The sequence below is a fragment of the Corallococcus sp. AB032C genome (assembly GCF_003668935.1).
GTDB classification, from domain to species: Bacteria; Myxococcota; Myxococcia; order Myxococcales; family Myxococcaceae; genus Corallococcus; species Corallococcus exiguus.
In genome coordinates, this window is the sequence record NZ_RAWP01000068.1 from 23,290 (window position 1) to 45,255 (window position 21,966).

Here is a 21,966-nt window from a genome sequence, read left to right on the forward strand (position 1 = left end):
AAAAGACTCCCGAGGGACTTCGCGCATGGCCGTGCCGACCACGAAGCGGGGACTGCTGCTCGTCAACCTGGGGACACCGGACGCGCCCGAATCCGGGCCGGTGCGCCGCTACCTGCGCGAGTTCCTCAACGACCCGCGCGTCATCGACATCCACCCGGTGGGGCGCTGGTTCCTCCTGAACCTCTTCATCCTGCCCTTCCGCCCCGCGAAGAGCGCGGAGGCGTACCGCAAGGTGTGGACGAAGGAGGGCTCGCCGCTGCTCGTGTACAGCCGTGCGCTGGAGTCGCGGGTGCGGGAGCGGTTGGGGGATGACTACGAGGTGGAGCTGGCCATGCGCTACGGCAACCCGTCGATGCCGGACGCCATCGCGCGGCTGAGGGCGAAGGGCGTGTCGGAGTTCACGGTGCTGCCGCTGTACCCGCAGGAGGCGACGTCGTCCTCGTCGTCGTCGTTGGCACGCATCTATGAAGTGCTGACGGAGGGCTGGGACGTCCCCAACGTGCGCGCGGTGCCGGCCTTCTGGGACGACGCGGGCTTCCTGGACGCGTTCGCGTCGGTGGCCCGGCCGGTGATCGCGGACATGCGCGCGGACCACGTGCTCTTCAGCTTCCACGGGTTGCCGGAGCGGCACATGCGCAAGAGCGACCCGACGGGACAGCACTGCCTGTCTTCCGCGGGGTGCTGTGACGCCATCACGCCGGAGAACCGGCACTGCTACCGCGCGCAGTGCTTCGCGACGGCGCGGATGCTGGCCCAGCGGCTGGCGCTGCCGGAGGGCGGCTACACGGTGTCCTTCCAGTCGCGGCTGGGGCGCACGCCGTGGGTGAAGCCCTACACGGACCTGGTGCTGCCGGAGCTGGCGGCGAAGGGCGTGAAGCGGCTGGCGGTGATGTGCCCGGCCTTCGTGGCGGACTGCCTGGAGACGCTGGAGGAGATTGGCCTCCGCGCGAAGGAGCAGTTCGTGGAGGCGGGCGGCGAGTCGCTGACGCTGGTGCCGTCCCTCAACGCCCACCCGGAGTGGGTGGACGCCGTGGTGCGGATGGTGCGCGCTTCGGACGGCCCGGCCCCTACGGCGCGGGCGGAGTCGCGGTAGGCGCGGGCGCTGCCTCCGGAGCCTGGGGCATCTCCTGAGCCTGGGGAGCCTGCTGGGGCGCGCTGACGGGCGTGATGCGGGCCTTGTAGGTGCCCGCGGGCAGGTTCACGGCGGGCTGCGCGGGGCCGTTGAGGGCGGTGGACAGGGTGCCCTCCCAGGAGCGCCACTGGCCGGCCTTCACCAGGAACTCGCCCTTGCCGGTGACCTTCACGGTGGCGCCCAGCTCGGTGCCTTCCGGCTGTGCGGCGGGGGCGGGCGCGTCGTCCAGCTCGTTGGGGACCTCGATGGCGGTGTTCTCGGGGCCCGCCTGGCGCGCGGCCTTGTCCTTCTTGGGAAGGGCAGGGCGCGGGGCGCTGAGGGTGCCGCCGAACTGCTCCACGATGTCGTACTCGAGCGTGGCCACCTGCTCGCCGTTGTCGCCCGGGGTGACGGAGACGAGCTTCACGCGGTTGTGGCGCTCGCCGCCGGGGGCGCGGCGGAACAGGGTGCCCAGGGCGTCCGGCGTGGTGAGCTCGGTGCCCAGGGGCCACGTCTCGCCGGGGCGCACGGGGTCGCGCGGCAGCTCCAGCACCAGCGTGGCCAGGTTGCGCGCGGGGCCCTGGAGCCCGTCGATGATGAAGCCGCGGTCGCTGAACGTGGCGTCCTCGGGGGCGCCGGTGTTGGGCGCCACGCGCAGCTGACGCTCACCGGATTTGTCCAGCACGAGCACGTACGTGTACTCGGTGGGGACGGGGGCCTTGGCGGCGGCCGGGGCCTGGGCCGCGGCGGGGGCGGCCTTGGCGTCCTTCCCCTTCTTCTTGTCGGCCTTGCCGGGCTTCTCCGCCGGGGCGGACTCCAGGACGGGCGCGTTGCGGTCCAGGGCGAGGTTGAGGCGGAAGGAGACGGGCGCGTCCTGGACGAGCTTCCAGCGCAGGACGACGGCGTCCTTGGGGACGGCGGGCGCGGCGGGAACGGGAGCGGCCTCGGCGGGCTCGGGCGCGGTGGCCCCCGGCGGGCGCGGGATGGGCTCCATCTTGCCCGGCGCCTCCTGCTTGCAGGCGGTGAACGCGAGTGCGACGAGCAGACCGGAGAGACTTCGCTTCACGGGGACACTCCTGGGTGACGGTCGCGGGATAGCGGAGCGGACGGCGGTTGTAAAAGGGAGAACGGGCTTTGACGCGGCCCGACGAAGTTGGAGCTTCATGGAAGGGGCGGCATGCAGGAGCGCAGGCCTTCCGGCGCGGTGGGCGGCGGCTCACCGGCGATGGACGCAAGGAGCGCGAGCTCGCTTGGGCCGGGCAGCGTGCCTCCGCAGGCGCCGGGGCAGGGCGCCACCAGTTCGTCGAAGCGCGTGCAGTAGACCTCGATGGGCGCGGGTGGGGCCGGAGGCGGCTGGGGTCCCGTGCCGCACCCGAAGAAGAATTGCCGGGTGCCTGGAGGGGGCGGGCCCAGGGGTCTGGAGCGGGTGGCCATGCATTCCAGGGCGACGCGGGCCTCCGCCAGGCACGCCCGCGCAGCGGAAGCGGTGATGCCGGAAGACGCCTTCCAATCAGCGGCCCCCGCGGCGGCGGCGGCCTGGAGCCGTGGGTCCCGGGAGCGGAGAATAGGGGACAGCAAGCGCTGACGGTCCTCGGGGAGCAGGTTCCGCTCCGCGATGTTCCTGACGCGGGCCGCGGAAGGCGTGCCCTTCAGGGCCTCGGCCATCAGGAGGAGCATGCCCTCGTCGGTCGGCGTGATGCGCGGGCTCCGCTGGAAATCCAGCAGCAGGTCGAGGACCGCCTCGCGTCCGCCCAGCCGGTTCGCGTGGGGTGGGGTGAGCAGCTTCGTCACGACGGCGGGCGTGGCGGTCAGCCCGTCGAGCAGGCCGGTGTCGCGCTCCATCACCCAGTCGAGCAGGGCCTCCGCGCGTGCGGGGTCGTCGAGGCCCAGCTCCGTGCGCAGCATGCGCAGCTGCGCCCCGGTCAGCGGCTGGAGCACGTCGATGAGCTCCCTGGGGGACAGCTTCGCGACGTGGCGGGACAGGACCGAGACGGCGTCTCCCGGGCAGCGCGATTGGGTTTCGGCGATGGCGCGCAGCCGCGCCGCGGACAGGGCCACGTCCCGGGCATCGTGGAGCTGGGGGCAGGGGACGGTTCGTGCCCAGGTTTCGAAGGCCGCATCGGTGGCGGGGTGGCTTCGTTGCTGCTCGCGCAGCAGACCCACGATGGGAGCCAGGGTGGGGTGCTCACGGTGGGCGCGTTCGAGCCACGCATTCTCCAGGGGCGTGAGCGGAGGTGTGGTCAGGGCCTGGAGGCTGGGCCAGGCCCCTTGATGCAGCAGCAGGAGCGCGTCGACCCTGTCGGAGCCCCGGTCCGTGGCGGCTCGCAGGAAGTCGTGCTGGAGCCCGGCGGGTTGATCCCAGAGCCAGGTGACCAGCGACTCGGCGCGACCTTCGAGGACGCCGAACCGTTCAGGCAGACGAAGGCGTTGGGCCAGGCGAATCAACTGCAGACAGTGAGGGCCCGGGCAGGCCCCGTCCCTGAACAGGAGGGGGATGCCCGCGCGAAGCCCCGCATCCCGGCAGCCGGGCTGGAGCACCACGTCCAGGAGGCTGCCCTGGCTCGTGAGGAGGTCCGCGTGCTGGGCGCGCTGCTCGGGGGAGGCGGTGACGCCGCAGAGGAGCATGGCGTGCGTTGGCGGGCTCAAGGGATACAGCTCGCGCGCGGTGGGGTGCGCGTCGTACTCCTTCCTGGCGACGCCCACGCCCTTGCGCGCGAGGTTCACGAGCTGGGTGAGGGCCTCGGTGCAGGGATGCTTCGGGGCGTAGGGGCCGGTGACGCAGTCGTGCTCCGCGACGAGCTCGTGGTAGCGCAGGAGCGGATCCGCCGCCTGCCTCCAGGCTTCACAGTCCACGGGCGCCACGCGGGTGTTGGAGTCCGCGCGGGTGATGAAGCCGTCGCGGCCATCCAGCAGGAAGCGCAGGTTCCGCGTGGCGGGAGTGACGCCGCGGGCTTCGAGCTTCAGGGTGGTGTCTGGAGCGCGGCCCGCTTCGAGGACGGTGAAGACGAACTGGCAGCCGCCGACGGAGTTGGCGTCCGGCGCGGGAGGCCGGCTGCCGTCTGTGCAGGGCAGGGGAAGGAAGCCGACGACCGCGGGGAGGTCGTGGCGGTCCTTCTCCCCGAAGAAGGCCTGTTCGGCGGTGTGGAGCGCGGTGAGTCCGCACACGGCTTCGGCGGAAGGGCCCGGCCGCGCGCCAGATGCCATGGCCAGGACGACCCATAACCACCCCGTGACGATGCCCATGTGTCTGTTCCCCTCTCCAGGAAGAGAGCCTGGGCGACCTGGGCTGTTGGCCGCAAGCCCCCGGGCGTCTGGCGACCCAGCTTCCGGGAACCCTCCGTATTCCTCTATGTCCGCACACCGCGAAGCGCGGGGGATGCCTGCGATGGCGGCCTCAATGGGACGAGGCCCGTGGCTTGGAATGGAGCGATGAAATGAAGTTCAAGGCTTTGGGGCTGTCGGTGGTGCTGGGGTTGTCGGCGGGTTGCGCGTCGGGGAAGCCCACCGCGCTGGAGCGGCGGCAGGCGGTTCGGGACTCGCTGGACAAGACCTACCGGAGCACGGAGGGGTTCCAGACGGTCCGTTGGGGGATGACGCCGGAGGAGGTGCGCGCCGCGCTGCCCGAGGCGAGCGTGGCCCCGGATGGAACGCTGCGGTTGAAGACCACTATCGCGGAGCTTCCGGCGGAGGTGGCGCTGGGGTTCCTGGACAACCGGCTGGCGGCGGTGGACGTCTTCTTCCAGGAGGTGGCGGAGCCGCGCACTTTCCAGACGCTGATGCGCGATCTTCTCACCCGGAAGTTCGGGGAGCCGAAGACGGCCCGTGAGGTGAAGCGGCAGGTGAAGTGGGGAGACGTTCCCGTGCGCTTCGCCGCGGACCTGGCGCCGCTGCAGGAGGCGGACGGGACTGCCTCCACGGCGACCCTGGAGAGCGCGCTCGCGGGACAGGGGCAGTTCAAGGTGCTCAACCGGTGGACCACGCCCGAGAGCCACGTGAACCTGACGCAGTGGACGCTGCCGGCCCGGGGCATCATGGCCATCCAGTATGAGAGCGCGAAGTACGCGCCCAAGCGCGAGGGGCTCATCGGCCGCTACACCGCGAAGGCGCGGCAGGAGCTAGTGAAGGAACTCTGATCAGCTGTCGCGGGGCGCCGCCGCGCGGGACAGCCGGTCCCGCACGGCGATGCCAAGGCCGCTCGCTGCGGGCAGACAGGCCACGAGCACGTCGTGACCCTGTTCGTCGGCTTCACGCAGCCGCGCATAGAGGACTCGCGCTGCCTGCGCGGGTTCTCCTGGCACGTCGAAGCGCTGCACATCTCCAGGCAATGACAGTGACGCGGGGCCCAGCACCCCGACTCGCAATCCCTGTGCGCGCAATGCTTCCACCCGCTGCACCGCTTCATGTGGCTCCGCGAGCACCACGCCCGCCCTGGGCGCGTAGTGTGACTCCAGCGAACCGGACACGCGCACCGTGGTCGACGTGCGCACCGGTACCACGCGCCCCAGCACGCGCTCGATGTCTTCCGTCGCCAGACCACCGGGCCTGAGAATCGCGGGGGCTCCGGACGAGAGGTCCACGATGGTTGACTCCACGCCCACCGTGGACGGACCTCCGTCCAGCACCAGGTCCACGTCGTCGCCCAGGTCTCGCTGCACGTGCTCCGCGGTCGTCGGGCTCACCCGGCCGAAGCGGTTGGCGCTCGGCGCGGCCACGCCTCCTCCCAGCCGCTCGAGCACCTCCATCGCCACGGAGTGGCCCGGCACTCGCAACGCCACCGTGTCCTGGCCTCCCGTCACCGCGTCAGTGGCCTTCGACGTGCGCCGCAGCACCAGCGTCAGCGGACCCGGCCAGAACGCCCTCGCCAGCGCCTTCGCTTCGTCCGGTACTTCACGGGCCCACTCCGGCAGGTACTCCTCATCCGGGATGTGGACGATGAGCGGGTGGTTCGCCGGCCGGCCCTTGATGGCGAAGACGCGGCGCACGGCCAGCTCGTCCTCGGCGTTGGCCGCGAGGCCGTAGACCGTCTCTGTTGGCAGGGCGATGACACCGCCGTGCCGCAGCAATTCGACTGCACGGTCGAGGAGGTCGGGAGTAAGCATGCTCGGGTCGCACTGTCTCCCCTGGAGAAACCATGGGCAAGCCGCACGTTTTCGAAGCGCACAGCCAGATGCCGGTCCCCGCCGCCGACCTCTTCTCCTGGCACACCCGCGAGGGGGCTTTCGAACGCCTGTCGCCCCCCTGGGAGACCGCTGAAGTCGTGGAACGCTCCGGCGACGGCATCCGCCCCGGTGCCCAAGTCGTCGTCAAACTCCACCTGGGCCCCATCCCCCAGCGCATGGTCGCCGAGCACACCGCCTACGTGGAGGGCTCCTCCTTCCAGGACACCCAGCGTGAAGGCCCGTTCGCGAAGTGGATCCATGACCACCGCATGAACCCCTCCGACCCCCGGGCCTCCATCCTGGAGGACTCCATCCAGTACGAGCTGCCCGTGGGCGCGCTGGGGGACACCTTCGGCGGCGGCTATGCGCGCAAGCGCCTGGAGCGCATGTTCGCGTACCGCCACTCGCTCACCCGCGCGGACCTGCGCCGCCATGCCGCCTTCGCGAGCGATGGCCCGCTCACCGTGGCCATCGGCGGCGCGTCCGGCATGCTGGGCTCCGCGCTGGCGTCGTTCCTCACCACCGGCGGCCACCTCGTGAAGCGGCTGGTGCGCGGCCGTGCGAACGCTGCTCGCGGGGACATCTCCTGGGCTCCCGACAAGGGCACCGTTGATGCCGCGGGCCTGGAGGACGTGGACGCCGTGGTGCACCTGTCCGGCGCCAACGTGGGCGAAGGCCGGTGGACCGACGAGCGCAAGCAGGAGATCCTCAAGAGCCGCACCGAGAGCACCCGCCTGCTGTGTGAGACGCTGGCCCGCGCCACCCGCAAGCCGCGCGTGCTCATCTGCGCCTCCGCTACCGGCTACTACGGCAGCCGGGGCGACGAGGAGGTCACCGAAACGTCCTCCTCCGGCGACGGCTTCCTCGCGGACGTCACGCGCCAGTGGGAGGCCTCCACCAAACCCGCACAGGAAGCAGGCATCCGCGTGGTGAACCTGCGCATCGGCGTGGTGATGGACGCGCGCGGTGGGGCGCTCGCGAAGCTGGCGCTCGCGACCCAGGCGGGCGGCGGCGGGCCCGTGGGCTCCGGACGCCAGTGGCTGAGCTGGGTGTCCCTGGAGGACGTGCTGGGGCTCATCCAGTTCGCCATCTTCACCCCGTCCATCCAGGGGCCCCTCAACGCCGTGTCCCCGAACGCGGTGCGACAGGGCGAGCTGGCGAAGGTGCTGGGGAAGGTGCTCCACCGTCCCGCCGTGTTCCCGCTGCCCGCCGCCGTGGTGAAGACCGTGTTCGGTCAGATGGGCGAGGAGACCCTCCTGTCCAGCACCCATGCCCTGCCCACGGTGGCCCAGGCCCACGGCTTCCCCTTCCTCCTGCCCGGCCTGGAGGAGGCCCTGCGCTTCACACTGGGCCGGACCACCGACGGCGCGGAATACCGCCACGGGTAAGCCCCGTGCTTGACACTCCTCGGGAGGGGCGACAGAAGTGCGCCGCTTCCCCCTCGCTTCGAGGAGTCCTGATTGATCCAGGTCGAAGGGCTGACGAAGTTCTACGGCGAGCACGCGGCCATCCGGGACCTGGCCTTCACCATCGGCCAGGGCGAGGTCATCGGCTTCCTGGGCCTCAATGGCGCCGGCAAGTCGACGACGCTCAAAATCCTGGGGTGCGTGCTGTTGCCCACCTCGGGCCGCGTCGTCATCGACGGGCACGACGTGGTGAGCCAGTCCCATGAGGTGCGCCAGCGCATCGGCTACCTGCCGGACGTGCCCCCCGTCTACGAGGAGATGACGGTGGGCGAATACCTGGCCTACGTCGCCCGGCTGCGCGACGTGCCCGCCAAGGCCACCGCGTCCCACGTCGGCGAAGCCGAGGAGAAGACCGGCCTGCGCGACGTGCACGGCGAGGTCATCTCCACGCTCAGCCACGGCTACCGCCAGCGCGTGGGACTGGCGCAGGCGCTGGTGCACAAGCCCGCGCTGCTCATCCTCGACGAGCCGACCAGCGGCCTGGATCCGCTTCAAATCGTGGAGATGCGCGACGTCATCCGCGGCCTCAAGGGCGCGCACACGGTGCTCGTGTCCAGCCACATCCTCCCGGAGATCTCCCAGACGTGTGACCGGCTGCTCATCATCCACAAGGGCACGCTGCTGGCGCAGGGCAGTGAAGAGGATCTGTCGCGGAGCCTGGGCGGCCCGTCCATCGTGCTGGAGGTGCGGGGCGACCGCGCTCGGGCACTCGAAGCGTTGCAGGGCTTCGGCGCGGTGGAGGTGCGGGAAGGGGCGGGCGGAGTGCTGGCCCTGAAGGTCGCGGCGGCGCCGGATATTCGGCCCCAGGTGGCGCGGGCGGTGGTGGGCGCGGGACTGGAGTTGTTGCGCTTGGACGCGAACGAGGGACAGCTGGAGGCGCTGTTCCTGCGCCTGACGCATGGGCAGGAGGTGAAGGCGTGAAGGCGCTCCTGATTGCTCGCCGCGAGCTGGCCGGCTACCTGCGCACGCTCAGCGGCTACGTCATCCTGGCCATCATCCTCGCGGTGAACGGGCTGTTCTTCAACGCGTACGCCCTGGGCGGCGCGAGCAAGCGCTCCGCGGAGGTGCTGTCCGGCTTCTTCTACTACTCCAGCGGCTTCACCATCGTGGCGGCCATCCTCGTGTCCATGCGGCTGGTCGCGGAGGAGCGCCAGACGGGCACGCTGCCGCTGTTGTACGCGTCGCCGGTGCGGGACCGGGACATCGTGCTGGGCAAGTTCCTGGCGGGGCTCGCGTTCCTGGCGCTGTACCTGCTGCTCACGCTCTACATGCCGCTGCTGGTGTTGGTGAACGGCAAGGTGTCCTTCGGGCACGTGGCGGCGGGCTACCTGGGGCTGCTGCTGCTGGGCAGCGCGTCGCTGGCGGTGGGCACGTTCGGGTCGTCGCTCGCGAAGAACCAGCTGCTCGCGGCCATCTTCTCCGCGGTGATGCTGGTGGCGCTCATCCTGTGCTGGCTGCTGGCGCGCATCACCGAGCAGCCGCTGTCCGACGTCTTCAGCGCCATGTCGCTGTGGAACCAGCACTTCCCCCCGTTCCAGGCAGGGCTCATCCACGTGAGGGACGTCGTCTACTACCTGGTGGTCACCTACGTGGCGCTGTTCGCGGCCACGCGGGTGCTGGAAGCGCGGAGGTGGCGATGAGCTCGCCGGCTTCTTTCGGGACGGGGCTCGCCGCGACGGGGGCGTTCGTCGTGGGGCTCGTGGCCGTGTTCCTCGCGGAGCGCGTGCTGGGCGTGGGCTCTGGCCGCGTGGCGCTGGCGTCGCTGGGGACCGCCGGGGTGGTGGCCGCGACGGCGTGGCGCGCGGTGCGGATGATCGCCGCGCCCGCGGACCGGCGCGCGCTGGAGCGGTGGGTGCTCACGCTGTACGTCGTGGGGCTGGCCGCGCTGGTGCTCTACTTCGTGAAGGGGGACGTGGGGACGGCGCTCCTCGGTGAGCCGCTGTCGCGTTCGTCGCCCCGGCTGTCGGTGGTGCTGGCGGTGCTGTTCCCGGCGTTGCTGTTGTGCTCGCTCGTGCCGCTGGCGATGGTGGAGGCCGCGCTCGTGGCGATGGCTCGGGCGCAGGTGCCGGAGACGGGGCGCGTGAAGAGCGCGCTGTTCTCAGGGTTGGGCATGGCGTTCGTCATCGTGTTCGCGTTCGCGGCGACGTACGTGGCGACGCAAGCGGATCCGACCTGGGACCTGTCGTACTTCCGGACCGCGAAGCCGGGCGATGCGACGCGCAAGCTGGTGCGCGGCCTCAACGAGCCCTTGCAGGTGACGCTCTTCTTCCCGCCCGCGAACGAAGTGGGCGAGGCGGTGCGGCAGTACTTCCGCGACCTGGAGCCGGAGAGTCCGCAGCTGGGCGTGGAGTCGTTGGACCAGGCGGTGGAGCCCGCGCGCGGCAAGGCCCTGGGCGTCAGCAACAACGGCTCCGTGGTGCTGTCGCGGGGGGCCCGCAAGGAGATCCTCACGCTGGGATTGGACCCGGAGCGTGCGCGCGGGCAGCTCCAGCGGCTGGACGCGGAGGTGCAGCGGCGGCTGCTGGCGGTGGCGAAGCCCCAGCGCATCGTCTACCTCACGGGAGGCCATGGAGAGCGCGCCGACACGCGGCCCGTGCAGGGTGAGGCGGCCCGGCCGTCGGTGGCGCAGTTCAAGGAGTTGCTGCGCGCGCAGAACGTGGATGTGCGCACGCTCACGGTGGCGGAGGGGCTGGGCTCGGCGGTGCCGGGCGACGCGGCGATGGTGGCGGTGCTGGGGCCCACGCGCGAGCTGCTTCCGGAAGAGGCCACCGCGCTGCGCGAGTACTGGGAGCGGGGAGGGCGGTTGTGGATCGCGCTGGAGCCGGATGGCGCGGCGCTGGAGCCGTTGCTGCAACCAATGGGGCTCAAGTCGCTGCGCGTGCCGCTGGCGAATGACCGGGTGTACTTCCGCACCACGCGTCAGCTGAGCGACCGGGCCAACCTGGGCACGGCGAGCTTCTCCTCGCATCCTTCGGTGACGTCGCTGTCCGCGCTGGGCTCACAGGGCGCGGTGGCTTTCATGGGTGCGACGGCGCTGGAGCCGCTGACGCCGCCCGTTCCCGGCGTGATGCTGGACACGAGCGTGCGCGCGCAGGGCGAGACGTTCGCGGACCGCAATGGCGACTTCGAGCCGGAGCCCGGCGAGGTCACGAAGGCGTGGCCGCTGGTGGTGGCGGTGGAGCGGCCCGCCGCAGAGGGCAAGCCCGCGCCGCGCGCGGTGGTGATGGCGGACGCGGACGCGCTGGGTGACGGCATCCTGGGCAACGTGGGCAATGCGTATCTCGCGGTGGACACGCTGCGCTGGCTCTCCGGCGAGGAGGCGCTCTCTGGCGTGACGACGAGCGAGGAGGACGTGCCGTTGCAACACACGCGCTCGCAGGACGTCGTGTGGTTCTACGCGACGGTCTTCGGGATGCCGATGGCGGTGCTGGCGGTGGGCTACTTCGTGACGCGGCGGCGTGGACGGCGTGCGCCCCGGAGCACCGCGGTGGCGGGAGGTGCGCGATGAAGGCGCGCGACGTGGCGGTGCAGGGCGTGCTGGCGGGCGTGGCGCTCGTGGCCGCGTTCCTCGTGTGGCAGCGCGAGCCTTCGCGTGCGCAGGGTGAGGTGACGGTGGAGGACGCGCAGGCGAGCGCGCTCGACCGCATCCGGTACGACGAGGAGGCGCGCTTCGTGGAGTTGTTCCGCGACCCCCAGGACCGTGACACCGTCTGGGTCCGCTTGGGCAACAAGCCCGCGAAGCCGGGTTCCGAAGCTGGAACGACGGATGGCGGTGTGGCGCAACCCGGGCTGGGAGATGCTGGGACGGATGCGGGTTCCATCGCCACCGCGAGCCCCGCCCCCGTGCCTCCGCCCCGCGAACTGCGTGGCAACGACGTGGCGCTGAAGCTGTTCTCCCGCTTCGCTCCGCTGCGCGCGCAGCGGGACCTGGGCGTCCTGGACGACAAGAAGCTGGACGAAATCGGCCTCGCGAAGACAGAGCGCGGCCTGACGCTCACGCTCGACGGAACGCCCAGGACGTTCCTCCTCGCCACGCCCGCTTCGGGCTGGGGCGCCCCCTACCTCCAGCGCACGTCCGACGGGCACGTCTTCCTCCTCGGCCCCGGACTGCTGCCGGACCTGGAGGCCGCGTCCAGCCGGCTCGTGGACCGGCGCCTGCACACCTTCGACGTGGACGGCTTCGACCACATCGTCATCTCCACCGGCACCACGTCCCGCGCCTTCGTCGCCAGCGGCAAACCGCCGGGCGCCGTGCAGCTGTCGCCCGTGGATGCCCCGAGCACTCCGGACGACTTCGCCCGCAACTGGCATGACCGCCTGTGGCGACTCACCCCCGTGGAGCTCCTGGGCCGGGGTGAAGCCCCTCCGGGCCCGCCCCCCACGCCCGCCTTCCGCGTGGAGTACCAGCGCGGCGGCAAGGCCGTGGGCGAGCTCTCCATGGCGAAGACGCCGGACGGTTCGTGGTACGCGCGCACGGAGTTCACCGCCGGCTGGACGCGCATGGGCGGCGGACTGGAGCTGCTGGCCGAGGACGCCGCGAAGCTCACCGCGCCGCGCTGAGGCTCACCGCGCGGTGGAATCCGCCTCCACGTCCAGCCGCACGTCCACGAAGCTGTAGGCCGGCCACGGCCCCGTGAACCGGAACGTGTACGCGTCCAGCCGAGCCACCAGCGAGTGCACCCGCGCCTCGAACGCGGCCACCCGCGTGCGGTCCACCAGCCAGGCCGCGTTGAGCATCATCCGCTCACCCAGCGGCGGCGCTTCGTGCGTGGCCTCCGCCAGCGGACGCAGGCCCGCCCTCAGTCCGTCCAGGTCCTTCCGGGTGCAGTCGTGCAGCGCCGCCTCCAGCCTCGCTTCGTGGTCCTCCTCGAGCTCGGCGGGACCGCGCGCCAGCTCCGGCCGCGCCTCCATCAACCTGCGCGTCAGCGCGTCGCCGTGGCGGTACACCTTCAGCCCCAGCTCCACCCGGCCCTCCAGCTCGGACAGCGCCCGGCTCAGCGGCGCGCGCGCCACGCGCAACAACTCCCGCACGCGCTCCTCCGACGGCAGCACCGTCCCGAAGGCCACCGGCACCAGCGTGTGCTCGCGCACCACGGCCTCCGTGACGCGCTGGTGCATCAGGAGGTACGTCCGCGTGGGCACCACCCGCGGGCCCGCCACGTCGGACACCAGCGCCGCGAGGCCGCCCTCGTGCACCAGGCGCACCGGGGCCTCATCCAGCCCCGCGAGGTCCAGGTTCCATCCGCCGTCCTCGCGCACGACGCCGTAGAGGTAGTGTGCCCGCCCCTCGCGCGAGGACTCCGCCTGGGTCTTCGTCGTCATGACGTGCCCACCTCCGTGCAACCGCGGCTTCAGCGCGCGGATGCCGCATCGCGCAGGGCGATCATCTTCTTCACCTGCTCCACCAGCGCGTCCGGCAGGCACGGCTTGGTGACGTACGCATCACACCCGGCCTCGTTCGCGTCCTCCGAGTGGCCCTTCAGCGCATGCCCCGTGAGCGCCACCACCGGGATGCCCTTCGTGCGCGCGTCGCCCTTCAGCCGGCGCGTCGCCTCCCAGCCGTCCATCACCGGCAGCGACAGGTCCATCAGGATGACGTCCGGCACCAGCTCGAAGGCCTTGTCCAACGCCTCCTGGCCGTTCTTCGCCTCCGCCACTCGGAAGCCGGAGAACTCCAGGTACTCCGCGTACATCTCCCGGGCATCCTGGTAGTCGTCCACCACCAGCACGAGCGGCTTTGTCTTTTCCGGGATGTTCGTCATGTCCGTCTCGCACGTCTTGGAAAGTGCAGGGTGAAGGTCGAACCCTGGCCCGGGGCGCTCTGGAGGGAGACGCGTCCCCCCAGCATCGCGGCCAGGCGGCGGCAGATGGACAGGCCCAGGCCCGTTCCCCCATAGGCACGCGTGGGCGAGCTGTCCACCTGCTGGAAGTCCTCGAAGATCTTCTCCTGGTTCGACACGTCGATTCCGATGCCTGTGTCCTTCACCGAGATGGCCACGGTGCCGGTGGCGTTCTGATACTCCGCCGCCACGTGCACGCCGCCTTCGTGCGTGAACTTCAGCGCGTTGGACAACAGGTTGAGGACGATCTGCTTCACCTTCTGTCGGTCGCTCCACACCCCCGGCAGCCCTTCATCCAGGCGCGAGTCCACCGTCAGCTTGCTGCGCGCGATGATGGGGTCCATCTCCGCCATCACCTCCTGGAGCAGCTCCGGGATGCCGAAGTCCGACAGGTGCAGCGGCATCCGCCCCGCCTCGATGCGGGTGATGTCCAATATCTCGTTGATGACCTCCAACAGGTGCCGCCCGTTGGAGTCGATGCGCGTGAGGTTCCTTCGCTGCGGCGGCGTCATCTCCCCGGACACGCCCTGCAGCAGCATGTTCGTGTAGCCGAGGATGGCGTTCAGCGGCGTACGGAACTCATGCGACATGTTGGCCAGGAACTGCGACTTGGCCGCGCTCGCCTGCTCCAACTGGATGGCCTGCCGGCGCAGCTTCTCGTTCTGTTCCGCCAGCTCCGCGGTGGCGGACTGCACGCGGGCCTCCAGCTCGCTGGAGACCTCCTTCACGCGCTCCAGGAGCCGCGCCCGCTCCAGCACCTCCGTGCGGTCGTGGAACACGGTGACGATGCCCGTCAGCTCGCCCCCGTCGCCCAGCACCTTGTTGGCCATGGCCTCCATGGGCACGGGCGCGCCGGTGGACGGGTCGTCCAGCGTCAGCTGGCTCTTCCAGCGCGACACGCCCGCGTTCACCGGCCCCAGCAGGTTCGCGAGGAAGGACGCGAAGAGGGCGTCGTTGGAGCGCACCCGGCGCAGCGTGGGCTCGCCGCCGGGGCCTTCCTCGTGAGGCCACGCGAAGAGGCGCTCGGCCGGGTCGTTCATCATCACCATGCCGCCCGCCGGGTCGGTCAGGATGATGGGGTCCGCCACCGAGTCCAGCACCCGGTCCAGGCGGTGGCGCTCGCTCCGGGCCTCGCGCTCCGTGGCGCGCAGCTGCCGGTAGCTCTCCCCCAGCGCCTGCGTGGCGCGGCCCAGGTCCGTCAGGTTGCGCAGCACGCTCACCACCACGGACGGCCCGTCCGGTGCCAGCACCGGCGTGGTGACCAGCTCGAAGAGCAGGTCCATGCCCTCCAGCGGATCCACCAGCGGCACCTCGCGCCGGTGCACGGAGGTACCGCCCTGCGCGAGCGTCTCCCGGAACAGGCGCTGGTTGAGCTCCACGGCGCGCGTGCGGCCGGGGCTCGCGTCCGGGCCCGCCACCAGCAGTCCCTCCGCGCGGGCGTTGGCGAAGAGCAGCGTGCCGTCCGAGTCCGTGAGCAGCACGGGGTCCGACACCGCGTTGATGACCCGGCGAAGCAGGCGGTCCGGCTCCGGACGGCGCGGCGCCCGCGCATCCGAGGTCAGCTGCCGGGCCAGGAGCGGCCCCGCGCACGACGCCACCCACGCCACGTCCTCCGGCACGACCGGGCCGGGCAGCCCCACCACCAGCAGCGCGGCCGCCGGTGCTCCGGAGCGGCCCAGCGGCACCGCGAGGAACCCGCCCGGCATCGCCGCGCCCTCCACCGCGTCCGCCGCCAGCCACCGCGCCCCGGGCCGGGTGCGGAAGGCGGCGAGCGGCGACCCCTGCGTGTCCCACGCCCGGGCCAGCGCGGCCTGCTGCGCGCCCGTCAGCCCTTCACTGGCCAGGCACACGGAGGCACCCGCGCCATCCCCCGGCCCGACACAGGCGGTGGACGCGCCATGTCTGCGCGCGAGCCACTCCACGACCGCTCGCGCACAGGCGACTGCGGACTCGCAGGCGAGCAGGTGCTCGGCGAGCACGAGGCGCGCCCCGGGATCGGCTTTGGCGGGGGGCAGCGGGGCTGGAGACGCCACGACCTTACGCTCCGGGTGAAGGGGGACGCGGAGAACGGCCGCGTTCCAGCGAGTCTGCGGTGCGGACCTCCGAAAATGCCACCACGATGCGCGCCTCCCCCTTCAAAGGAGAGGGGCGGCCCAGGACCTCCAGGGCCGGCGAGTCGAAGCGCAACCCCCTGTCCAGCAGGCGGTCCAGCACGTCCACCAGGCTGGCCCCGCCAGCCACGCGTTCCACGGGCATTCGGCGCATGCTCCTTGGGTCCGCCCGGCGCGGACCTTCGGGTCCAAGGGCCGTTCTAACGCGCTGGCGACATCGCACCCCAGCCCCGTTCACGCCCGGCCCCTGACTGACCAACACCTGGGGCGAAGCTCTGTTGGGTCGCGTACACCCGGCGCTGGGCAACCGGCCGGGCGGGGCTCGGCAGGCATGGCTTATGCCCTGGGAAGCGGATTCCTAGCCTTCCGTCATGAACGACGAGCGCCAGCACAAATCCCTCTGGACGGTGACGACGCCTCCCCGGGACTTCCCCTCCCTGCCGGGCGACCTGGACGTGGATGTAGCCATCATCGGCGGTGGCATCGCGGGCCTGACGACCGCCTGGCTGCTCAAGCGTGCCGGCAAGAAGGTGGCGGTGCTGGAGATGCACCGCGTCCTCTCCGGCCAGACGGGACAGACGACCGCGCACCTCACGGAGCTGCTGGACACGCCGTACACCACGCTCCTGAAGGACTTTGGTGAGAAGGGGGCCCACCTGGCCGCGTCGTCCAGCCGCGCCGCCATCGAACAGATTGCGTCCCTGGTGGAGACGCTCGCCATCGACTGCGGCTTCACCCGCGTGCCGGGCTACCGCTACGCGGAGACGGAAGCCGAGCTGCGCGACCTGTTGCACGAGGTGTCCGCGGCGCGGCAGTCCGGACTGCTGGCGTCCTACACGAAGGAGGTGCCGCTGCCCTTCCCGGTGAAGGGCGCGCTGCGCGTGGAGGACCAGGCGGTGTTCCACCCCCGGCAGTACCTGCTCGCGCTCGCGGACCGCATCCCCGGCGACGGCTGCCACCTCTTCGAGAACACCCAGGTCGTGGACATCCATGACGGCACGCCTTGCCGCGTCGTCACGGAACTGGGCACCGTGACGGCGAAGGCGGTGGTGGAGGCCACCACCACGCCGCTCAACCGCGTGGCCATGCACACCAAGCTCTACCCGTACCGCACCTACGCGGTGGCGGCTCCGCTGGACGCGCCGCTGGAGCCGGGCCAGTACTACGACAGCCGCGACCCGTATCACTACGTCCGCACGCAGCGGGTGGACGGCGTGCCCTACGTCATCGTGGGCGGCGAGGACCACAAGGTCGGCAGCGAGGAGGACACCGCCGCGCGCTTCGCCGCGCTGGAGGCGTACACGCGCGACCGCTTCCCCGTGAAGCGCATCACGCACCGCTGGTCCGGACAGGTCATCGAGTCCGCGGACGGCCTGCCCTATATCGGCCGCAACGTGGGCAGCCGCCACGTGTACGTGGCCACGGGCTTCTCCGGCACGGGCATGACGTTCGGCACGCTCGCGGGCATGGTGCTGTCGGACCTCATCCTCGGCAACCAGAACCCCTATGCCGCGCTGTACGACGCGGGCCGCGTGAAGCCCAAGGCCGGCGCCAAGGACTTCATCCAGGAGAACGCGGAGGTGGCCTTCCGCTTCGTCGCGGACCGGCTGTCCAGGCCGGACGGACACCACCTGTCGGACGTGGCGCCGGGCGAGGGGAAGATCCTGGAAGTCGATGGCCGCAAGGTGGCCGTGTACCGCGAGGAGAACGGCACGCCACACGCGGTGTCCCCGGTGTGCACGCACCTGGGCTGCCACGTGCACTGGAACAACGCGGAGCGCTCCTGGGACTGCCCCTGCCACGGCGGCCGCTTCAGCCCCACCGGGCGCGTGCTCAACGGTCCCGCGCTCAAGGACCTGCCGTCCGTGAAGCTGCCGATGAAGTGAGAAGTGCGTGCGGGTGGGCTTCCTTTCGGACGGTCCCACCCCCATCTCTCTGCACATCCACTTTCATTCAGGGGGCAGGGAATGAACGCGTTGGAGCTGATCAAGCAGCAGCACGAAGAGGTGTCCAAGCTCTTCAAGAAGTACGAGAAGCTGGCGGACCACGCGGACGACCAGCGCCAGGAGCTGTTCGAGCAGATCGCCGACCGGCTGGGCGCGCACGCGAAGATTGAAGAACTGTACCTCTACCCGGCGCTCAAGGAGGACGACACGGAGGACGAGCTGCGCGAGGCCGTGGAGGAGCACCTCGCCGTCAAGCGCCTCATCGCGGACCTGCTGGACATGGAGCCCTCCGACGAGGAGTTCGACGCGAAGATGAAGGTCCTCCAGGAGCAGGTGGAGCACCACGTCGAGGAGGAGGAGAAGGACCTCTTCAAGGCGGCGCGGAAGATCCTCACCAAGGATCAGCTGGAGGACCTGGGCATCCAACTGGAGGAGGAATACGACTCCCTGATGGAGGGCGAGCCCCGCAACGACGTGCCCGAGGAGACGGAGCGGGCCGCGCCCATCTAGCGCGGCGCGTCCGAAGCAAGACAGGGGTTGCGCGTGGCGTGGGGCCGGGCAGCATGCGGTCCATGCCGCGCGCTCCTGTCTCCACCCCTGTGTTGCTGCCGGATGCCTTCACGCCCGCCGCGCGCCGCGCCCTCGTGCGCGCGGACCCCACGCTGGGCACGCTCTTCAAGACGATTGGCCCGTTCCGCTTCGAGCGGAGCCCGCTGCACAGCCCCTTCGAGGCGCTGGCGCACTCCATCGTCTACCAGCAGCTCCACGGCCGCGCGGCGGCGACCATCTTTGGACGCGTCTGCGAGCGGGTGGGGCAGGGCAAGGGCTTCACGCCCCAGAAGCTGCTCGCGCTCCCGGACGCCACGCTGCGCGAGGCCGGCCTGTCCGCGAACAAGCTGCTGGCCATCCAGGACCTGGCGCGCAAGACGGTGGACGGCACGGTGCCGCCGCTCGCGCGCGTGCGCCGCATGTCCGACGCGGACCTCATCGAGCACCTCACGCAGGTGCGCGGCATTGGCCAGTGGACCGTGGAGATGCTGCTCATCTTCCGCCTGGGCCGGCCGGACATCCTCCCCGTGGACGACTTCGGCGTGCGCAAGGGCTTCATGGTGCTGCATGGCCTGAAGGAACAGCCCAAGCCCAAGGCGCTGCTGGCGTACGGCGAGCGCTGGCGCCCTTATCGCAGCGTGGTGAGCTGGTACCTGTGGCGGGCGGCGGACAAGCCCGTGGGCACCTTCGCACCGCCGGAGAGCAGCTAGCCGAGCAGGGGCCGGGAGCGCACCGTCCCTTGCCTTACCGCGCGGGCGTCCTCACCCGTTAGGGACGGAGGAATCCCGCGCATGCGTGCACTCACCTACCAAGGTCCCTATCGCGTCCAGGTGGAGCAGAAGCCGGACCCCCGCATCGAGCACCCCCAGGACGTCGTCCTCAAGGTGACCCGCGCCGCCATCTGCGGTTCGGACCTGCACCTGCTGCACGGGCTGGTGCCGGACACGCGCGTGGGCTGCACCTTCGGCCACGAGTTCACCGGCGTGGTGGAGGAGGTGGGCAAGGAGGTGTCGCAGCTGAAGAAGGGCGACCGCGTGGTGGTGCCCTTCAACATCTCCTGCGGCACCTGCTTCTACTGCCAGCGCGGCCTCACCGGGAACTGCGAGAACAGCAACCCCGGCAGCGACGTGGCCTCCGGCGTCTACGGCTACTCCCACACCACGGGCGGCTTCGACGGCGGCCAGGCTGAGTACGTGCGCGTACCCTTCGCGGACGTGGGGCCCATGAAGATTCCGGACGACATGGACGACGAGTCCGTCCTCTTCCTCTCCGACATCCTGCCCACCGGCTACCAGGCCGCGGAGATGGGGGAGATCAAGGGCGGCGAGACGGTGGTGGTGTTCGGCGCGGGCCCGGTGGGCCTCTTCGCGATGAAGTCCGCGTGGCTGATGGGCGCGGGCCGCGTGGTGGCGGTGGACCACGTGCCGTACCGCCTGGAGTTCGCGCGGAAGTTCGCCAACGTGGAGACGGTGAACTTCAAGGAGGTGGGCGACATCGTCCTGCACCTGAAGGAGCTGTTCGACGGCCGCGGCCCGGACGTCTGCATCGACGCGGTGGGCATGGAGGCGGAAGGCTCGCGAGCGCACCGCGTGCTGGGCCTGGGGCTGAAGCTGGAGGCCGGCGCGCCCACCGTCATCGAGTGGTGCATCAACTCCGTGCGCAAGGGCGGCAACGTCTCCATCATTGGCGTGTACGGGCCGCCGTGGAACTTCGTGCCCATTGGCACCGCGATGAACAAGGGCCTGACGCTGCGGATGAATCAGGCGAACACGCGCCGGTACATGCCTCACCTCCTGGAGCACATCCAGAAGGGCCGCATCGACGCGAAGAGCATCATCACCCACCGCTTCCCGCTGGAGCAGGCGCCGGACGCCTACCACCTGTTCGCGCAGAAGCAGGACGGGTGCGTGAAGTGCGTCCTCATGCCGCACGGCCACGCCTGACAGACACCACTCGCCATTACAGGAGGCACGTCATGCCCCAGAAGACGACGCGGAAATCGAGCCGCGCGAAGAACGGCCACGCGAAGGCGCGGGCGAATCCCACCCTGGCCGTGGACCAGGACCCCGCCAACCGCCCGGGCGTCCCCATGGAGACGGTGCCGAAGCCGCTGGCCGGTGCGCGCGCGCCCATCGCGCTCCAGCACGCGGAGGTGCCGGTGTTCAAGCACGCCGGCCGCAAGGAGATGCCTCCGGTGTTCGGCACCGCCCAGCCTCCGAAGGGGCTGAGCGGCCTGCTACGAAAGGCGGCCTACGCGAAGCCGGACCACAAGCCCGGCCACTGGATGCTGCTGCTCCTGGCGGACCGGGTGGACGTCTGGGAGCACCGGCTGCGGAAGTCCGTTCCGTGGGCCGCTCCTTCCGCGGCGGTCCTCGTCGCAGGGGGCCTGATGTGGCGGGGCCGCCGGGCGTGAGGCGCGGGCCTTACGCGTCCCGGCCGTTGTAGGGGAAGGGCGTGACCGTGGACAGGTCCAGGCCGTCCAGGCAGCGCAGGTTGACGGCGAACATCGCCTTGCCGTCCGGGCCCTTGCCGGTGGCGTAGGACTCCACGCCGCAGGTGGGGCAGTGCAGGTGGTTGATGACCTTCTTGTTGAACTGGTAGGTCTTCACGTGGTCCGCGCCGGAGAGGGACTTGAACTGCTCCGGCGGGACGAACGTCAGCACCGCGCCAATCTTGTGGCAGATGGAACAGTTGCAGCTCACCACCTGCGCCAGGTCCGTGGTCGCCTCATAGCGGACCTGTCCACAGTGGCAGCCACCCGTATACGTCTTCATCTCCGCCATGGTGCTTCCTCCGGTTGCTGCGTGATGCCCGGGCCGGAAGCGTGCTGCTTCCGCCCACCCGGTGCGTGTGACGCGCATCAATGAACGGAGGCGGTGGGGACCGCAAGCGCGCAGGTGGCGTCCCCGCGCGCATGCGGCGGTGCGTCACGTCAGTCCGCGTACGTCGTCACGGAGATCATCCGCACGAAGCGGCGGTCCGTGCTCACCGCCGCGATGGCGAAGCCCTGCGTGTAGCCCGGCGCGCCGCACCCGCGGCAGCTCCAACCCGTGGTGTAGAGCCGGTTGCTGTTGCGCGAAATCTGCGTGATGTAGGCCACCGCGCCCTCCACCTCGTCCACGTTGTAGCTGTACACGCTGAGCTGCCCGATGAGCTCCCGCACGGTGATGGGCTCGAAGATGCTGGCCTGCGGACCGAAGGCGTTGCTGAACGCCTCACCCAGCGTCTGCTGGTTGGCGAAGCCCTGGCCGTTGGGGACGTAGCCCTCGTAGATGCGCGCGGAAGAGAACGAGCCGGTGGCGCCGAACAGCACCGCGGGCGTCTGGGTGACGGGGTACAGGTTCAGCGGATAGCCCGTGAAGACGGCGTCGTTCACCTCGTAGAAGTCCGCGAAGTACTTCGCCGCGGTGCCCGTCAGCGACTGCTGGAAGGGCGTGTCGTTGAGGCGGGTGGTGAGATAGGCGCGCTCGGCACTGTCCACGCCATAGACGCCGCCGGTGTCGTTGAGGAACGCGTCCAGCGCGGTCCGGATCTCCGAGCGGAGGACGGTCGTGCCGCCGGGGCTGCTGGGGCTCTTCGCGGCGGTGATGCTCGCCTCGAAGGCGGGGATGCTGGTGGTGGAGGTGGCGAACGCCGGAGCGGAGAACAGCATCAGACCGCCCAGCAGCGACGTCATCGAAAGGGTCTTCATGGGGAACCTCTTCATTCGCGGCCCGCGTCACGGGCGCGCGTTCAAGGGGGGAACCGCGAGCGACGCGTTGGCGAGTACCACGCTCCCCTGACA

At 70.7% G+C, this 21,966-nt stretch carries 21 protein-coding genes; 12 read left to right on the forward strand and 9 right to left on the reverse strand.

Annotation, left to right across the window (positions count from 1 at the left end; genetic code table 11):
- Positions 1 to 25: 25 nt before the first annotated feature.
- A complete protein-coding gene (gene hemH, locus D7X99_RS26460) occupies positions 26 to 1,093 on the forward strand; it encodes a ferrochelatase (RefSeq protein WP_121780211.1) in 1,068 nt (355 codons plus the stop codon).
- On the opposite strand, the gene D7X99_RS26465 is transcribed toward hemH, so the two are convergent.
- Together D7X99_RS26465 and D7X99_RS26470 are read right to left on the reverse strand one after the other, a co-directional pair.
- Entirely contained in the window at positions 1,068 to 2,177 is a 1,110-nt protein-coding gene (locus tag D7X99_RS26465) for a hypothetical protein (protein WP_121780212.1), read from the reverse strand. The genes hemH and D7X99_RS26465 overlap by 26 nt on opposite strands.
- Positions 2,178 to 2,272: 95 nt before the next feature.
- Positions 2,273 to 4,354, reverse strand: coding sequence for a hypothetical protein (locus tag D7X99_RS26470; RefSeq protein ID WP_121780213.1), 2,082 nt, complete (start codon positions 4,352 to 4,354; stop codon positions 2,273 to 2,275).
- Positions 4,355 to 4,545: 191 nt separating this feature from the next.
- On the opposite strand from D7X99_RS26470, the gene D7X99_RS26475 reads away from it, so the two are divergent.
- Entirely contained in the window at positions 4,546 to 5,244 is a 699-nt protein-coding gene (locus D7X99_RS26475) for a hypothetical protein (RefSeq protein WP_121780214.1), read from the forward strand.
- Here the strand turns inward: D7X99_RS26475 and D7X99_RS26480 are convergent, their stop codons facing one another.
- Positions 5,245 to 6,210, reverse strand: a complete 966-nt coding sequence (locus D7X99_RS26480) for an L-threonylcarbamoyladenylate synthase (RefSeq protein ID WP_121780215.1) — start codon at positions 6,208 to 6,210, stop codon at positions 5,245 to 5,247.
- Positions 6,211 to 6,242: 32 nt separating this feature from the next.
- Between D7X99_RS26480 and D7X99_RS26485 the strand changes: the two genes are divergently transcribed.
- From D7X99_RS26485 to D7X99_RS26505, 5 genes are all read left to right on the forward strand, one after another.
- Entirely contained in the window at positions 6,243 to 7,658 is a 1,416-nt protein-coding gene (locus tag D7X99_RS26485; RefSeq protein WP_121780216.1) for a TIGR01777 family oxidoreductase, read from the forward strand.
- A gap of 72 nt (positions 7,659 to 7,730) precedes the next feature.
- On the forward strand, positions 7,731 to 8,657 hold the full coding sequence (locus tag D7X99_RS26490) for an ABC transporter ATP-binding protein (RefSeq protein ID WP_120577998.1): 927 nt from the start codon (positions 7,731 to 7,733) through the stop codon (positions 8,655 to 8,657).
- Positions 8,654 to 9,376 carry an ABC transporter permease gene (locus tag D7X99_RS26495; RefSeq protein WP_014394402.1) on the forward strand — a complete coding sequence of 241 codons (723 nt, stop codon included), beginning with the start codon at positions 8,654 to 8,656 and terminating at the stop codon, positions 9,374 to 9,376. The genes D7X99_RS26490 and D7X99_RS26495 overlap by 4 nt, the downstream gene beginning before the upstream one ends.
- The gene (locus D7X99_RS26500; protein WP_121780234.1) at positions 9,373 to 11,244 is read left to right on the forward strand and encodes a Gldg family protein; all 1,872 of its coding nucleotides are present in this window, start codon (positions 9,373 to 9,375) and stop codon (positions 11,242 to 11,244) included. The genes D7X99_RS26495 and D7X99_RS26500 overlap by 4 nt, the downstream gene beginning before the upstream one ends.
- Complete coding sequence (locus D7X99_RS26505) at positions 11,241 to 12,296, forward strand: hypothetical protein (RefSeq protein WP_121780217.1); 1,056 nt, start codon at positions 11,241 to 11,243, stop codon at positions 12,294 to 12,296. Before D7X99_RS26500 ends, D7X99_RS26505 begins: the two co-directional genes overlap by 4 nt.
- Before the next feature lie 3 nt (positions 12,297 to 12,299).
- Here the strand turns inward: D7X99_RS26505 and D7X99_RS26510 are convergent, their stop codons facing one another.
- From D7X99_RS26510 to D7X99_RS26525, 4 genes are read right to left on the reverse strand one after another with little or no spacing between them, the layout of a single operon-like run.
- Entirely contained in the window at positions 12,300 to 13,058 is a 759-nt protein-coding gene (locus tag D7X99_RS26510) for a GvpL/GvpF family gas vesicle protein (RefSeq protein ID WP_121780218.1), read from the reverse strand.
- Between the two features lie 29 nt (positions 13,059 to 13,087).
- Positions 13,088 to 13,498 (reverse strand): response regulator, encoded by a 411-nt coding sequence (locus D7X99_RS26515; protein ID WP_121780219.1) that lies wholly within the window; start codon positions 13,496 to 13,498, stop codon positions 13,088 to 13,090.
- The gene (locus D7X99_RS26520; protein ID WP_121780220.1) at positions 13,495 to 15,609 is read right to left on the reverse strand and encodes a PAS domain-containing sensor histidine kinase; all 2,115 of its coding nucleotides are present in this window, start codon (positions 15,607 to 15,609) and stop codon (positions 13,495 to 13,497) included. Before D7X99_RS26520 ends, D7X99_RS26515 begins: the two co-directional genes overlap by 4 nt.
- Positions 15,610 to 15,613: 4 nt before the next feature.
- Positions 15,614 to 15,832: a hypothetical protein gene (locus tag D7X99_RS26525; protein ID WP_121780221.1), complete on the reverse strand. Its 219-nt coding sequence runs from the start codon at positions 15,830 to 15,832 to the stop codon at positions 15,614 to 15,616.
- 226 nt (positions 15,833 to 16,058) lie between these two features.
- On the opposite strand from D7X99_RS26525, the gene D7X99_RS26530 reads away from it, so the two are divergent.
- From D7X99_RS26530 to D7X99_RS26550, 5 genes are all read left to right on the forward strand, one after another.
- Positions 16,059 to 17,573, forward strand: a complete 1,515-nt coding sequence (locus D7X99_RS26530) for an FAD-dependent oxidoreductase (RefSeq protein WP_121780222.1) — start codon at positions 16,059 to 16,061, stop codon at positions 17,571 to 17,573.
- A gap of 81 nt (positions 17,574 to 17,654) precedes the next feature.
- Positions 17,655 to 18,143, forward strand: coding sequence for a hemerythrin domain-containing protein (locus D7X99_RS26535; protein WP_121780223.1), 489 nt, complete (start codon positions 17,655 to 17,657; stop codon positions 18,141 to 18,143).
- Positions 18,144 to 18,196: 53 nt separating this feature from the next.
- Positions 18,197 to 18,892 carry a DNA-3-methyladenine glycosylase gene (locus D7X99_RS26540; RefSeq protein WP_121780235.1) on the forward strand — a complete coding sequence of 232 codons (696 nt, stop codon included), beginning with the start codon at positions 18,197 to 18,199 and terminating at the stop codon, positions 18,890 to 18,892.
- 81 nt (positions 18,893 to 18,973) lie between these two features.
- Positions 18,974 to 20,125, forward strand: a complete 1,152-nt coding sequence (locus tag D7X99_RS26545; protein ID WP_121780224.1) for a zinc-dependent alcohol dehydrogenase — start codon at positions 18,974 to 18,976, stop codon at positions 20,123 to 20,125.
- 32 nt (positions 20,126 to 20,157) lie between these two features.
- The gene (locus tag D7X99_RS26550; protein ID WP_121780225.1) at positions 20,158 to 20,595 is read left to right on the forward strand and encodes a hypothetical protein; all 438 of its coding nucleotides are present in this window, start codon (positions 20,158 to 20,160) and stop codon (positions 20,593 to 20,595) included.
- Between the two features lie 10 nt (positions 20,596 to 20,605).
- Here the strand turns inward: D7X99_RS26550 and D7X99_RS26555 are convergent, their stop codons facing one another.
- Both D7X99_RS26555 and D7X99_RS26560 read right to left on the reverse strand, forming a co-directional pair.
- Positions 20,606 to 20,965 (reverse strand): GFA family protein, encoded by a 360-nt coding sequence (locus tag D7X99_RS26555; protein ID WP_121780226.1) that lies wholly within the window; start codon positions 20,963 to 20,965, stop codon positions 20,606 to 20,608.
- A gap of 149 nt (positions 20,966 to 21,114) precedes the next feature.
- Positions 21,115 to 21,873 (reverse strand): hypothetical protein, encoded by a 759-nt coding sequence (locus tag D7X99_RS26560; protein ID WP_121780236.1) that lies wholly within the window; start codon positions 21,871 to 21,873, stop codon positions 21,115 to 21,117.
- Positions 21,874 to 21,966 lie beyond the last annotated feature (93 nt).

Bases quoted from the DNA above. Each gene is read 5' to 3' on its own strand.
- D7X99_RS26525 (WP_121780221.1), bottom strand. From the start codon at position 15,832: ATGCCCGTGGAACGCGTGGCTGGCGGGGCCAGCCTGGTGGACGTGCTG.
- D7X99_RS26475 (WP_121780214.1), top strand. From the start codon at position 4,546: ATGAAGTTCAAGGCTTTGGGGCTGTCGGTGGTGCTGGGGTTGTCGGCG.
- D7X99_RS26530 (WP_121780222.1), top strand. From the start codon at position 16,059: ATGAACGACGAGCGCCAGCACAAATCCCTCTGGACGGTGACGACGCCT.
- D7X99_RS26535 (WP_121780223.1), top strand. From the start codon at position 17,655: ATGAACGCGTTGGAGCTGATCAAGCAGCAGCACGAAGAGGTGTCCAAG.
- D7X99_RS26510 (WP_121780218.1), bottom strand. From the start codon at position 13,058: ATGACGACGAAGACCCAGGCGGAGTCCTCGCGCGAGGGGCGGGCACAC.
- D7X99_RS26555 (WP_121780226.1), bottom strand. From the start codon at position 20,965: ATGGCGGAGATGAAGACGTATACGGGTGGCTGCCACTGTGGACAGGTC.
- D7X99_RS26515 (WP_121780219.1), bottom strand. From the start codon at position 13,498: ATGACGAACATCCCGGAAAAGACAAAGCCGCTCGTGCTGGTGGTGGAC.
- D7X99_RS26540 (WP_121780235.1), top strand. From the start codon at position 18,197: ATGCGGTCCATGCCGCGCGCTCCTGTCTCCACCCCTGTGTTGCTGCCG.
- hemH (WP_121780211.1), top strand. From the start codon at position 26: ATGGCCGTGCCGACCACGAAGCGGGGACTGCTGCTCGTCAACCTGGGG.
- D7X99_RS26485 (WP_121780216.1), top strand. From the start codon at position 6,243: ATGGGCAAGCCGCACGTTTTCGAAGCGCACAGCCAGATGCCGGTCCCC.
- D7X99_RS26550 (WP_121780225.1), top strand. From the start codon at position 20,158: ATGCCCCAGAAGACGACGCGGAAATCGAGCCGCGCGAAGAACGGCCAC.
- D7X99_RS26545 (WP_121780224.1), top strand. From the start codon at position 18,974: ATGCGTGCACTCACCTACCAAGGTCCCTATCGCGTCCAGGTGGAGCAG.
- D7X99_RS26480 (WP_121780215.1), bottom strand. From the start codon at position 6,210: ATGCTTACTCCCGACCTCCTCGACCGTGCAGTCGAATTGCTGCGGCAC.
- D7X99_RS26560 (WP_121780236.1), bottom strand. From the start codon at position 21,873: ATGAAGACCCTTTCGATGACGTCGCTGCTGGGCGGTCTGATGCTGTTC.
- D7X99_RS26470 (WP_121780213.1), bottom strand. From the start codon at position 4,354: ATGGGCATCGTCACGGGGTGGTTATGGGTCGTCCTGGCCATGGCATCT.
- D7X99_RS26505 (WP_121780217.1), top strand. From the start codon at position 11,241: ATGAAGGCGCGCGACGTGGCGGTGCAGGGCGTGCTGGCGGGCGTGGCG.
- D7X99_RS26500 (WP_121780234.1), top strand. From the start codon at position 9,373: ATGAGCTCGCCGGCTTCTTTCGGGACGGGGCTCGCCGCGACGGGGGCG.